11 protein-coding genes and 1 other RNA gene are annotated in these 12,157 nt (G+C 70.6%); 9 read left to right on the top strand and 3 right to left on the bottom strand.

Translation table 11 applies throughout. From position 1 onward, the window contains the following. The first annotated feature begins 305 nt into the window (after positions 1-305). Together ACY34J_RS18645 and ACY34J_RS18640 are read left to right on the top strand one after the other, a co-directional pair. Positions 306-2,000 (top strand): serine/threonine-protein kinase, encoded by a 1,695-nt coding sequence (locus ACY34J_RS18645; RefSeq protein WP_462727601.1) that lies wholly within the window; start codon positions 306-308, stop codon positions 1,998-2,000. Positions 2,001-2,198: 198 nt separating this feature from the next. After that, positions 2,199-3,485, top strand: coding sequence for a serine/threonine-protein kinase (locus ACY34J_RS18640; RefSeq protein ID WP_462727600.1), 1,287 nt, complete (start codon positions 2,199-2,201; stop codon positions 3,483-3,485). A 134-nt stretch (positions 3,486-3,619) separates the two neighbouring features. Here ACY34J_RS18640 and ACY34J_RS18635 read toward each other — a convergent pair whose 3' ends face one another. After that, entirely contained in the window at positions 3,620-3,817 is a 198-nt protein-coding gene (locus ACY34J_RS18635) for a hypothetical protein (RefSeq protein ID WP_462727599.1), read from the bottom strand. Between the two features lie 162 nt (positions 3,818-3,979). Between ACY34J_RS18635 and prfB the strand changes: the two genes are divergently transcribed. Continuing rightward, positions 3,980-5,086, top strand: coding sequence for a peptide chain release factor 2 (prfB, locus tag ACY34J_RS18630; RefSeq protein WP_462727598.1), 1,107 nt, complete (start codon positions 3,980-3,982; stop codon positions 5,084-5,086). A 305-nt stretch (positions 5,087-5,391) separates the two neighbouring features. Beyond that, positions 5,392-6,045: a hypothetical protein gene (locus ACY34J_RS18625; protein ID WP_462727597.1), complete on the top strand. Its 654-nt coding sequence runs from the start codon at positions 5,392-5,394 to the stop codon at positions 6,043-6,045. Between the two features lie 159 nt (positions 6,046-6,204). Here ACY34J_RS18625 and ACY34J_RS18620 read toward each other — a convergent pair whose 3' ends face one another. Next, positions 6,205-6,405 (bottom strand): hypothetical protein, encoded by a 201-nt coding sequence (locus ACY34J_RS18620; RefSeq protein ID WP_462727596.1) that lies wholly within the window; start codon positions 6,403-6,405, stop codon positions 6,205-6,207. Positions 6,406-6,688: 283 nt separating this feature from the next. Here ACY34J_RS18620 and ftsE point away from each other — a divergent pair, with 283 nt between their 5' ends. The 5 genes from ftsE to ssrA all read left to right on the top strand — a co-directional run bounded on the left by ftsE (position 6,689) and on the right by ssrA (position 10,610). Then, positions 6,689-7,378 (top strand): cell division ATP-binding protein FtsE, encoded by a 690-nt coding sequence (gene ftsE, locus ACY34J_RS18615; protein ID WP_462727595.1) that lies wholly within the window; start codon positions 6,689-6,691, stop codon positions 7,376-7,378. A 44-nt stretch (positions 7,379-7,422) separates the two neighbouring features. Further along, complete coding sequence (gene ftsX / locus ACY34J_RS18610) at positions 7,423-8,340, top strand: permease-like cell division protein FtsX (protein ID WP_462727594.1); 918 nt, start codon at positions 7,423-7,425, stop codon at positions 8,338-8,340. Between the two features lie 68 nt (positions 8,341-8,408). Next, a complete protein-coding gene (locus tag ACY34J_RS18605; RefSeq protein WP_462727593.1) occupies positions 8,409-9,605 on the top strand; it encodes a S41 family peptidase in 1,197 nt (398 codons plus the stop codon). Between the two features lie 18 nt (positions 9,606-9,623). Continuing rightward, a complete protein-coding gene (smpB, locus tag ACY34J_RS18600; RefSeq protein ID WP_462727592.1) occupies positions 9,624-10,103 on the top strand; it encodes an SsrA-binding protein SmpB in 480 nt (159 codons plus the stop codon). 127 nt (positions 10,104-10,230) lie between these two features. Continuing rightward, positions 10,231-10,610: a transfer-messenger RNA gene (gene ssrA, locus ACY34J_RS18595) on the top strand. 146 nt (positions 10,611-10,756) lie between these two features. On the opposite strand, the gene ACY34J_RS18590 is transcribed toward ssrA, so the two are convergent. Beyond that, positions 10,757-12,082 carry an MFS transporter gene (locus ACY34J_RS18590; RefSeq protein WP_462727591.1) on the bottom strand — a complete coding sequence of 442 codons (1,326 nt, stop codon included), beginning with the start codon at positions 12,080-12,082 and terminating at the stop codon, positions 10,757-10,759. Positions 12,083-12,157 lie beyond the last annotated feature (75 nt).

Genomic DNA, 12,157 nt, shown 5'->3' with positions numbered 1-12,157 from the left:
TGTTCGGGACCGGTTCCGGTGCACTCTCGTCCGGATGTCGGCCATTTGCGGAGAGTGCCGCAGGAGCCCGGGGCGGAGTGGCAACCATCCGCCACGGCCGCGCGTCTTCCTGGCAAGCCCGGGTGGTCTTGAACAGCCGATAGCGCGTGCGATGCCACTACAGTGGATCGGACGGCCGCGTCCCGCGCGCCGGAGGCCAGACGGGCCGCCCCGGAGTGGGCGGCCTCGCTCGGGAAGCGGGACCGGTCGGTGGGACCGCCCGGTCCCCGTCCAGTTACATCCATGGCGATCAGGGAGCACATGACGTGCGGCCGGTAGGCAGCAAGTACCTGCTCGAGGAGCCGCTGGGACGCGGAGCCACGGGCACCGTCTGGCGTGCCCGCGTGGGGGTCCCCCCTCGGCCGTCAGGCCTCAGCGCGAGCGAGACGGCGGGTGCCGAGACAACCGCCCTCGACCAGCCGGGCGAGACCGTCGCGATCAAGGTCCTCAGGGAAGAGCTGGCGAGCGACCCCGACATCGTGATGCGCTTTCTGCGCGAGCGGTCCGTACTGCTGCGGCTCACCCACCCCAACATCGTCCGCACCCGTGACCTCGTCGTCGAGGGCGACCTGCTCGCGCTCGTCATGGACCTGGTCGACGGCCCGGACCTGCACCGCTACCTGCGCGAGAACGGCCCGTTCAGCCCCGTCGCGGCCGCTCTCCTCACCGCCCAGATCGCCGACGCGCTGGCCGCCAGCCACGCCGACGGCGTGGTGCACCGCGACCTCAAGCCCGCCAACGTGCTTCTCACGGGTACCCAGGACGGCGTGCCGATGCGCCCGATGCTGACCGACTTCGGCATCGCCCGGCTGGCGGATTCGCCCGGCCTCACCCAGACCCAGGAGTTCGTCGGCACGCCCACGTACGTCGCGCCGGAGTCCGCCGAGGGCCGCCCCCAGACCTCCGCTGTCGACATCTACGGCGCCGGCATCCTGCTGTACGAGCTGGTCACCGGGCGCCCGCCGTTCGCCGGCGCCACGGCGCTGGAGGTGCTGCACCGGCACCTGAGCGAGGAGCCGCGCCGCCCCACGACCGTCCCCGAACCGCTGTGGACGGTGATGGAGCGCTGCCTGCGCAAGAACCCGGACGAGCGGCCCAGCGCCCAGAACCTCGCCCGCGGGCTGCGCGTCGTCGCCTCGGGCATCGGCGTGCACGCCTCCCCGGCGGAGGCCGAGGCCGCGCTGGGCGTCGCCGCGCTGCTCATGCCCGACCCGGCGCCCGCGCCCGTACCCGGCACGGGGGCCGGGTACGCAGCCGCGGGGGCCGCGGGGAACGCCGACCCCACGCAGGTGCTGCCGTCCGGCTCGGGCTCGTACGACCCGAACGCCGCGACCAGCGTGCTGTCGTCCAGCGGCCTGAACGACCGCCCGAACTCCGACGCCACCCAGGTCCTGCCCCATGGCAGCGGCCCCGGCGGAGCGGACCCCACACGCGCGATGCCCCCGGCCCCCGACGGCCCGCCCGGGCAGGACGGCGAGCACCCCTGGCAGAACCAGCTGCGCGCCGCCCGCGACCGCAACGAGCAGACCCAGGTCCAGTACCTCGACCCGAGCGAGGACCCGCTGCGCCGCCGGCCCCAGCGCCGTCCGGCGCCCGCTCCGGCCGCCTACGCCCCGCCGCGCCAGCCCCAGCAGCCGCCGCGCCGGCACCAGCCACAGCCGCAGCGGTACGCGCCGCCGCGCCGGCCGGCCCCCGAGCCCCCACCGCGCCGGGAGCCGCGCCGCAGTGCCCCGATGCGGATCCCGGGGCTGGGCTGCCTCAAGGGCTGCCTCTTCATGATCGTGATTCTGTTTGTGGCGGGATGGCTCATCTGGGAGCTCACCCCGCTCCAGCAGTGGATCGCCGACGGCAAGAGCTTCTGGCACGCCACCGCCGACTGGTTCCGCTCTGTACAGGACTGGATCTCGCAGCTCGGCGGACCGGACTCGGGCGGCGGCTCGGGGTACAGCCCGTCGCAGTGATCCGTACGGTCTCCGCGCCCGCGTCAACGAGTGGGCCAGTGTGGAGATTTGTCGACTTCTGGTCAGGGATTTCCCCCACAGAAGTGACAGTTGGCGCAATGCGAGCCACGCAACCCCCCACAATCCGCGTAGCTTTGTCGCCAACGCCAGCTCCCGAGAGGCTCAAGGGCTCTGGGAGCACGACACGTCGGAGCAGTCTTGGCACGGAAGATCGGCAGCCGGTACACCGCCCATCAGGTACTGGGGCGCGGGTCCGTCGGCACGGTGTGGCTCGGAGAGGGCCCCCAGGGCCCGGTCGCCATCAAGCTGCTGCGTGAGGACCTCGCCGCCGACCAGGAGCTCGTGGGGCGGTTCGTGCAGGAGCGCACCGCGCTCCTCAGCCTCGACCACCCGCGTGTGGTCGGCGTCCACGACCTCGTCGTGGACGGCAACGACCTCGCGCTCGTGATGGACCTCGTCCGCGGTACGGACCTGCGCACGCGGCTCGACCGCGAGCGGCGCCTCGCCCCGGCCGCCGCCGTCGCCATCGCCGCCGATGTCGCGGACGGCCTGGCTGCCGCGCACGCCGCCGGCATCGTGCACCGCGATGTGAAGCCCGAGAACGTCCTGCTGGACATGCAGGGCCCGGTCGGCCCCGGCGGCGCGCACCCGGCGCTGCTCACCGACTTCGGCATCGCCCGCCTCGTCGACGCCCCGAGCCGGACCCGGGCCACGAAGATCATCGGCACGCCGGACTACCTCGCCCCCGAGATCGTCGAGGGCCTGCCGCCCCGCGCCGCCGTCGACATCTACGCCCTCGCGACCGTCCTGTACGAGCTGCTGGCGGGCTTCACCCCGTTCGGCGGCGGTCACCCGGGCGCGATCCTGCGCCGTCATGTGACCGAGACCGTGGCCCCGCTGCCCGGCATCCCGGACGAGCTGTGGCAGCTGCTCATCCAGTGCCTCGCCAAGTCGCCCGCCTCACGGCTGCGCGCCGCCGAGCTGGCCGGACGGCTGCGCGAGCTGCTGCCGGACCTGGTGGGGATGCCGCCGCTGGACGTGGACGAGCCGGGTCCCGAGCCCGGCGGCGACGACAGCCCGTACGACGACCCGGCGTACGAGGACACCGCGGCTGGGAACCTTCCGCCCGGGTCCGCCGGGGGCGCCCGAACACGCCGTGGCGCCGTGCCCCTGGTGCACGGCTCGGCCCCGGACTCGGGGCGGGATACGCACACGAGCATGCGCGTACCCGGCCCGGACGAGCTCGCGGGCGGCGCACGCGGCACGGCGCGCGTGCCCCGCGCGACCGGGGAGCGCCGTCCGGGATCGGCCCGGCACCGCGCCGAAGCCGCCCGGCGCCGACGGATCAGGCTGGGTGTGACCGCGGCGGCCGTGGCCGTCGCGGCCGGGCTGGGCGGCTGGCTGGCCCTGTCCGACGACGACGGTGGGAGCACATCGCCCGCGGTGGAACAGTCCGGGGACGCCGGTGCCCCCTCGGCCCCCTGAGTGCCTCGCCGGCCTTCGGGAGCCCGAAGGCCGGCGAGGCACCGGCCGGGGCTGAAGAAGAGGGCGGGTGCGCGCCGTGGGAGCGGGTCCGGAGGCGGTCAGCCCAGCTCTTCCCAGGGTGTTCGGGAGATCAATCAGGGGAGGTACAGCTCGACCGCCACGGGTCCCTTCTCCTCCAGGAGGTGCCTTGCCCAGTCGATCCGCTCGGGTGTCACATCACGCCCGGCGAGCTTCACCAGGTCCTCCGGGTCGACCGGCTGCTCGCTACCGGTCCGCAGCACCGGGGGCTTCCCGGTTCCGCCGGACTGCTCGTCCTCAATCCTGTCCTTCACGGCGACCCTCCTCTTTTCGTTTCTGTACGGGTCCTGCCGAGGAGCTGATGCGTCCTGTACCCACCCATTGTGGGACTAATCCCCCCTGAAAGGGTCGGTTACGGCCCCCGGCCCGGAATGACGGCGGCCGGGGTCCGCGCACACAGCCGTTACGCTGGAGCCGTGGCAGTCGTCGATGTATCCGAAGAGCTGAAGTCCCTCTCCTCGACCATGGGGTCGATCGAGGCCGTCCTGGACCTCGACAGGATGCGGGCCGACATCGCCGTGCTCGAGGAGCAGGCGGCGGCCCCCTCCCTCTGGGACGACCCCGAGAACGCACAGAAAGTGACCAGCCGGCTCTCCTACCTCCAGGGGCAGCTGCGCAGGGTCGAGGAGCTGCGCGGCCGTATCGACGACCTCGAGGTGCTCTTCGAGCTCGCCGAGGCCGAGGGTGACGCGGACACCCGCGCCGAGGCCGAGTCCGAGCTGGCCGAGGTGCGCAAGGCTGTCGAGGAGATGGAGGTCCGCACCCTCCTCGACGGTGAGTACGACGCCCGCGAGGCCCTGGTCAACATCCGCGCCGAGGCGGGCGGTGTCGACGCCGCCGACTTCGCCGAGCAGTTGCAGCGGATGTATCTGCGCTGGGCCGAGCGGCACGGGTACAAGACCGAGGTGTACGAGACCTCGTACGCGGAGGAGGCCGGCATCAAGTCGACCACCTTCGCCGTCCAGTGCCCTTACGCGTACGGCACCCTCTCCGTCGAGCAGGGCACCCACCGCCTGGTGCGGATCTCGCCGTTCGACAACCAGGGCCGGCGCCAGACCTCGTTCGCGGGTGTCGAGGTGCTTCCGGTCGTCGAGCAGAGCGACCACGTCGAGATCGACGAGTCCGACCTGCGCATCGACGTCTACCGCTCCTCCGGTCCCGGCGGCCAGGGCGTCAACACCACCGACTCGGCGGTGCGGATCACCCACATCCCGACCGGCATTGTCGTTTCCTGCCAGAACGAGCGGTCGCAGATCCAGAACAAGGCGACCGCGATGAACGTTCTCCAGGCGAAGCTGCTCGAGCGGCGCCGCCAGGAGGAGCAGGCGAAGCTGGACGCGCTCAAGGGCGACGGCGGCAACTCCTGGGGCAATCAGATGCGTTCGTACGTCCTGCACCCCTATCAGATGGTCAAGGACCTTCGTACGGAGCACGAGGTGGGCAACCCGCAGGCTGTCCTCGACGGTGACATCGACGGCTTCCTGGAGGCCGGTATCCGCTGGCGCAAGCAGGGCGAGAAGTAACGGGACCCGACCGAAACCGACAAAGCAACTGCCGCTCCCGGAGTGGCAGTTGCTCTTGTTTTTTTCGTTACAGTTCTTCGACTATGCGCGGGTCAAATGCAAGTAAAGCGGACATAGCGTTCGGAATGACCTTGACGTTGATGTGAAAACTGGGAAAGCTGACGCGCGGCATGCCCATGACTGCGGCGCGTGCGAACGGGGGCGGGCGGGACGGGTGTCCTGTCGGTTTCGTGTCCTCCATGCGGCCGCTGCCCAGATACATGGCTGCCCCACTGATCGAAACAGCTACTGGGGGTAGCAGCTTTATGACGAAGAAGATGCGGCTGCGCGTCGCGCGGATAGCAGCCGGCGCAGTGATCGCGGCCGGCGCGTCGCTGACGGCGGCCGGTGCGGCTTCGGCCGCCGGGATCGATGTCGAGCTCGGCGGACTGAACGCGCACGCCAACGCCGACAAGAGCGGCGTCGACGTGGGTCTGGGCCTCCAGGCCACTGACGAGCCCACGGACCTCCCGACGGAGCCGACGGACATCCCGACGGACATCCCGACGGACATTCCGACGGACATTCCGACGGACATTCCGACCGGTGAGCCCACCCAGCCCACCACGGAGCCCACGGACGGCAACGGCGGCAACGGCAACGGTGGCGGCAACGGCAACGGTGGCGGCAACGGCGGTGGCGGCGACCACGGCGGTGACAACGGCAACGGCACCGGTGGCAACACGGGCAACAACCCGGGCCCCGACGGCAACAACGCGGGCGACGACATCGGCACGGACACCGACAGCGTCGGCTCCCAGCCGGTGCAGCAGGGCGAGGCCAAGCAGGAGCTGGCCGAGACCGGTGCCGGCGACACCACCGCCTACCTGCTGATCGGCGCCGCGACGATGATCGCGGGTGGCATCGGCTTCCGCATGCTGCCGCGCCTGGTCAACCGTGGTGGCGGCGCCGCGGCCTGATCCGCGAGCGTGGGATCACCCACAGGACACCGAGGGGCCGGAGCGTAGCGCGCTCCGGCCCCTCGGGGCATTCATGGGGCTACGACCTCAGCGAAGGGCTCCGGCGGCCTGTCCGCGGGCGTACGTCCCCCGGACGGGCCTGGGCGGCGGGGGACGGACCTACGCAGCCGACGCGGCCGCACGCGCGAGCGCGGCCACTGTGATCAACGCCACCAGCAGCGCCAGCAGCGCCGCCGGGGACAGCCCGGCGATGAAGCCTTCCTGATGCTGCAGCCGCTCCCTGCTGGCCCGGCACACCGGGCAGCGGCCCTCAGTGACGGGGCCCGCGCAGTTGGCGCACACCAGTCGGTCGCATGTCATGCGATCTCCTCCTCACTGTGGCCAACGCGTGGAGAGCCGGATTGGTTCCCCCCACCACTCTGCCAGCTTCGGGCCGTTTCGGCGCGCCCCATGCGTATTCCCACCTGAACCGGGGTGATGAACCACCGATCAGTGCCTGGTTTGTTCCTGAAGGTGCCATTAATGAACGCTAAACCGCGACCGGCGACTGCACGCTCGCTGCTGCTTCGCGTATGGTCACGCTCACCGACGGGATCCGTAGTACGGCTTCCCGTGCCCCCTACAGGTCGACCGTGGTGCATCCGTGATCCGATTCGACAACGTCTCCAAGACCTATCCGAAGCAGAACCGTCCGGCCCTCCGGGACGTCTCGCTCGAGATCGAGAGGGGCGAGTTCGTCTTCCTCGTCGGCTCCTCGGGTTCCGGCAAGTCCACCTTCCTGCGGCTGCTGCTGCGCGAGGAGCGGGCCACGCACGGCCAGGTGCATGTGCTGGGCAAGAACCTGGGCCGGCTGTCCAACTGGAAGGTGCCGCAGATGCGCCGCCAGCTGGGCACCGTCTTCCAGGACTTCCGGCTCCTCCCCAACAAGACTGTGGGGGAGAACGTCGCCTTCGCGCTCGAAGTCATCGGCAAGCCGCGCGGGCAGATCCGCAAGACCGTGCCCGAGGTCCTCGAGCTGGTCGGCCTGGGCGGCAAGGACAACCGTATGCCGGGCGAGCTGTCCGGCGGTGAGCAGCAGCGCGTCGCGATCGCCCGGGCGTTCGTCAATCGCCCGATGCTGCTGATCGCGGACGAGCCGACCGGAAACCTCGACCCGCAGACGTCGGTCGGCATCATGAAGCTGCTGGACCGCATCAACCGGACCGGCACCACCGTGGTCATGGCCACCCACGACCAGCAGATCGTGGACCAGATGCGCAGGCGCGTCATCGAACTCGAAAAGGGCCGACTGGTACGTGACCAGTCGCGCGGTGTGTACGGCTACCAGCACTGATCACCACGCTCCGTAGCCGAACTGCCACTTTTTGAAAGGACATCATGCGCGCTCAGTTCGTCCTGTCGGAGATCAGCGTCGGTCTCCGCCGAAATCTCACGATGACCTTCGCGGTCATCGTCTCCGTCGCCCTCTCGCTCGCGCTCTTCGGCGGTTCCCTGCTGATGCGGGACCAGGTGGCCACGATGAAGGGCTACTGGTACGACAAGGTCAACGTCTCGATCTTCCTGTGCAACAAGAACGACGCGGAGAGTGACCCCAACTGCGCCAAGGGCGCGGTCACCGAGGACCAGAAGCGGGAGATCCGCTCGGACCTCGACAAGATGCCGGTCGTCGAGAAGGTGCAGTTCGAGACCAGCGACCAGGCGTACAAGCACTACAAGGAGCAGTTCGGCGACTCTCCGCTGGCCAGCTCCCTGACTCCGGACCAGATGCAGGAGTCGTACCGGATCAAGCTGAAGGATCCGGAGAAGTACCAGGTCATCTCCAGCGCCTTCTCCAGCCGGCCCGGTGTCCAGGAGGTCCAGGACCAACGGGGGCTCCTGGAGAACCTGTTCAACCTCCTCAACGGCATGAACTACGCCGCGCTCGGCGTCATGGCGCTGATGCTCGTCGTCGCGCTGATGCTGATCGTCAACACCGTGCGCGTCTCGGCGTTCAGCCGCCGGCGTGAGACCGGCATCATGCGGCTGGTCGGCGCGTCCAGCTTCTACATCCAGATGCCGTTCATCCTCGAGGCCGCGTTCGCGGGGCTGCTCGGCGCGATGGGTGCCTGCGCCATGCTCGTGATAGGCCGTTACTTCCTCATCGACCACGGCCTGGCGCTGGCCGAGAAGATGCAACTGATCAACTTCATCGGCTGGGAAGCGGTGTTGGCGAAGCTGCCGCTGGTTCTCGCCATCGGAGTGCTGATGCCCGCGCTTGCGGCCCTCTTCGCCTTGCGCAAGTACCTCAAGGTGTGACGAACGCCCCGGGGCGCCGTACGGTCAATCCGCCGTACGGCGCCCTTCGCTGTCCTAGACTCACCCGCATGTCGGGCAAGTGGATGTTCGTCCAATCCCCTACCTCTGGTGGCGGGATCCCCCAGCGCATCCGCCGCGGGGCGGCCCTGACGCTCGTCTTCGGTTGCGTTCTCGCGGCCGGCGCCGCCACCGGCAGCTGGGGCGAGGCGGCCCGAAGATCCGGCGGGCGGGCGTACGACACGGTTGCCGCCACCACCGACCGCGCCGCCGTGAGCGCGGCGGCCGCCGCGGCGTTGTCCGACGGCGAGTCCGGTTCCGAAGCCGCCGAAGAGGCGGTAAGCCGCAGCGGCGACCGCTGGAGTGCCGTCTACAGCGCCCGTGAGTACGAGGACGTCCGGCAAGCCCTCGACGGGACATACGTCGGCGTGGGCCTCTGGGTCAGCCGCACCGCGGACGGCCGCATCGAGGTGGCGCGGGTGCAGCCCGGCAGCCCCGCCGACCAAGCGGGGATCACCGCCGGTGACCAGCTCCGTACGATCGACGGTGCCCCGGTCGGCGGCGAGCCCGTCACCGAGGTGGTCTCCCGGCTGCGCGGAGGCCAGGGGGGCGCGGCTCCCGGGACGCTCGTCGTGCTCGGCCTGCAGCGCGATGGCCGCAGCTGGCAGGAGACCATCCGGCGCACCCAGCTGGCGACCGAGACCGTGACCTCCGACCGCTCCGCTCAGTCCCGCACCACCCGGATCAAGGTCGAGTCCTTCACCAAGGGGGCCGGCGAGCAGGTGCGGCGCGCGGTGCGCGAGGCGCCCGACGGCGACGGCATCCTGCTCGACCTGCGCGGCAACTCCGGTGGCCTGGTCACCGAGGCCGTCACCGCCGCCTCCGCCTTCCTCGACGGCGGGCTGGTGGCCACGTACGACGTACAGGGCGACCAGCGGGCCTTGTACGCCAGGCCCGGTGGCGACCGCGAGACGCCGCTCGTCGTCCTCGTCGACGGCGGCACCATGAGCGCCGCCGAGCTGCTGACCGGCGCGCTCCAGGACCGCGGGCGCGCGGTCGTCGTCGGCACCAGAACCTTCGGCAAGGGCTCGGTGCAGATGCCGAGCACGCTGCCGGACGGGTCGGTCGCCGAGCTCACCGTGGGTCACTACCGCACTCCGGCCGGTCGCAGCGTGGACGGTTCCGGCATCACGCCCGACCTGGCCGTACGCCGGGGGGCCGAAAAGCGGGCCCGTACAGTATTGAGTGGCCTCGGAGACGCCACGTAGTGCGACAATGGCCGCGCTATGGCTAAAGAGACGGGTCGCAAGCTGATCGCGCAGAACAAGAAGGCGCGGCACGACTACACCATCCTCGACACCTACGAGGCCGGTCTGGTGCTGACCGGCACCGAGGTGAAGTCGCTGCGCCAGGGCCGGGCCTCGCTGGTGGACGGATTCGCTCAGGTCGACGGCGGCGAGGCATGGCTGTACAACGTGCACATCCCCGAGTACAGCCAGGGGACGTGGACCAATCACGCGGCTCGGCGGAAGCGGAAGCTGCTGCTGCACCGGGCGGAGATCGACAAGCTCATCGGCAAGACGCAGGAGACCGGTCATACGCTCGTTCCGCTGCAGCTGTACTTCAAGGACGGCCGGGCCAAGGTCGAGATCGCGCTGGCCAAGGGTAAGAAGGACTACGACAAGCGGCAGGCGCTGCGGGAGAAGCAGGACCGGCGCGAGGCGGAGCGGGCGATGTCCGCGGCGCGGCGGCGGCAGCGGGCGTGACGCCCGGCGGCGTGCGCCGCGCCTGGAGATCTGCCCTGACCGGCGGGAATACGCTGGCATAGGCATGCGTTGATCCCGTACGATGGCACGTGCACCTCACGGGGTGCGCACCTTGAAAACACCACATGGGGATGATCGGTTTCGACAGCGGACGTCGAGCCAGGGGAAGCGAGCCGAGGAAGCGGCAATGATCTCGTAAACCACGTGCCGCAAAAAAATAATCGCCAACACCAAGCGCGATTCCTTCGCCCTCGCTGCCTGATCTAACAGACAGCGACTTTGCGAAGTGTCAGCCCGGGGCTGTTCCCGACCCGGAGCCTGGCATCAGCTAGGGAACTCCACCACTAGTCCCGGCCACGGGGGCTAGTGGAAAACCAAACAGTGGCTGAGCCCGTCGGAGACTTGTTCGCGTGATCTCCGGGGCCGAGAAAAGCACAGCGAACTGCGCTCGGAGAAGCCCTGACTCCACTTCGCTGGACGCGGGTTCGATTCCCGCCATCTCCACGAACGCGACAGGCGACGTGCGTCCGCGGTAAGCGCGGACCGCGTCGCCTTCGTCGTCTCTGCGTGGCTTCGCCGCGCGGGCGGGGTCTCCGCGGGTGGCGGGGTCTCCGCCATCCGCACCGCCGGCCCACGTAGAAGGACGGCCCCGCCTAGGCGGGGCCGTCCTCGTTTTTGTGCCCGGCGCGGGCGAGAGCCCGGAGCCGGACGGTGCCGTTGGCCGCGGTGAGGAGGGCGAGGGCGGCGGCCGTGGGCGGGGTCGCGTACGCGGCGGCCGCTCCCACGTGTTCCACCGCCCAGCCGCCCGCCGCCGAGCCGCAGGCGATGCCGCCGAGAAGACCGGTGACGGCCAGTGTCATGCCCTCGTTGAGCTGACCGGCCGGAGTGAGGTCCTGGACCAGGGCCATGCTCGTGACCATGGTCGGGGCCGTCGCCGCGCCCGCGAGCAGCAGGGACACGGCGACAGCTGCCAGGCTGCCGGTCCCCGAGGCCAGCAGCGGCAGGCACATCAGCCCCGCCATGGCCCCGACGCAGACCAGAAAGCGGAAGGCGACCGACCCTGCCGGGCGCAGCAGCCCGTACAGCAGTCCCGCCGCGCAGGACCCGGCCGCCTGGAGCGCGAGGACACCTCCCGCGGCCGACGTGTGCCCCTGGGCGTCGGCGAAGGCGATGGTCACCACCTCCATCGAGCCGAAGATCGCGCCAGTGGCGACGAAGGTGGCCAGCAGGGCGGCCATGCCGGGCAGCCGGATCGGGGATCTGGCCCCAGCGGCCGTGCGCGCCGCCACCGGGGGCTCCGTGGCGCGCTGGGCGGCGAAGATCAGAACGCCGACGAGCAGCAGCACGGCGCCGGTGAGCGTGCCGGCCTCCGCGAAGAGGCAGACGCACAGGAAGGTGGCCAGCGCCGGGCCGACCATGAAGCACAGCTCGTCCGCGGCCTGTTCGAAGGAGTTCGCGGTGTGCAGCGCCGAGGGGTCGTCGCGGTGCAGGTGCGCCCAGCGGGCGCGGGACATGCCACCGGTGTTCGGGGTGGTCGCCGTGGCGGCGTAGGCGGCGAAGAGCGTCCAGGCGGGCGCGTCGTAGTGCACGCACAGCAGCAGGGCGATCGAGGCGGCGGCGGCGATCGCGGTGGCGGGTACGGCGATCCGGGCCTGTCCGTACCGGTCGACCAGCCGTGCCGTCCACGGCCCGACCACGGCCGTCGCCGCCAGGCCTGTCGCTGTTACGGCTCCCGCCAGGGCGTACGAGCCGCGGGAGCCGGCGATCATGATCACGGCGCTGACGCTGAACATGCCCATGGGCAGGCGGGCGATGAGATTGCCGATCGTGAAGGCCCGCGCGCCGGGCGTGGCGAAAAGCCGCCGGTACGGGGCGAGCGGCCCGGCCCGGAGTCCGCGTGCGGGACGGGGGCCGCGCTCCGCGAAGATCAGTCGGTCGCCGGTCACGGTCAGCAGCGGCGAGTCGGTCGCAGGTGGCATGCACGAACTCTCACGGACCGCGCCGGCGCTGGTCCAACCAATTTGGCCGCGGTCCCGTACCAAGGCGCGCAGGAG

The organism is Streptomyces sp. HSS9-12 (assembly GCF_054963655.1).
Note: the sequence above shows the minus strand (reverse complement) of the source record. Positions and strands in the feature narration are given on the sequence as shown.

Excerpts from the sequence above, each read along its gene's own strand:
- ACY34J_RS18625 (WP_462727597.1), top strand. The coding sequence starts at position 5,392 with ATGACGAAGAAGATGCGGCTGCGCGTCGCGCGGATAGCAGCCGGCGCA.
- ACY34J_RS18620 (WP_462727596.1), bottom strand. The coding sequence starts at position 6,405 with ATGACATGCGACCGACTGGTGTGCGCCAACTGCGCGGGCCCCGTCACT.
- ftsX (WP_462727594.1), top strand. The coding sequence starts at position 7,423 with ATGCGCGCTCAGTTCGTCCTGTCGGAGATCAGCGTCGGTCTCCGCCGA.
- ACY34J_RS18605 (WP_462727593.1), top strand. The coding sequence starts at position 8,409 with ATGTCGGGCAAGTGGATGTTCGTCCAATCCCCTACCTCTGGTGGCGGG.
- smpB (WP_462727592.1), top strand. The coding sequence starts at position 9,624 with ATGGCTAAAGAGACGGGTCGCAAGCTGATCGCGCAGAACAAGAAGGCG.
- ACY34J_RS18590 (WP_462727591.1), bottom strand. The coding sequence starts at position 12,082 with ATGCCACCTGCGACCGACTCGCCGCTGCTGACCGTGACCGGCGACCGA.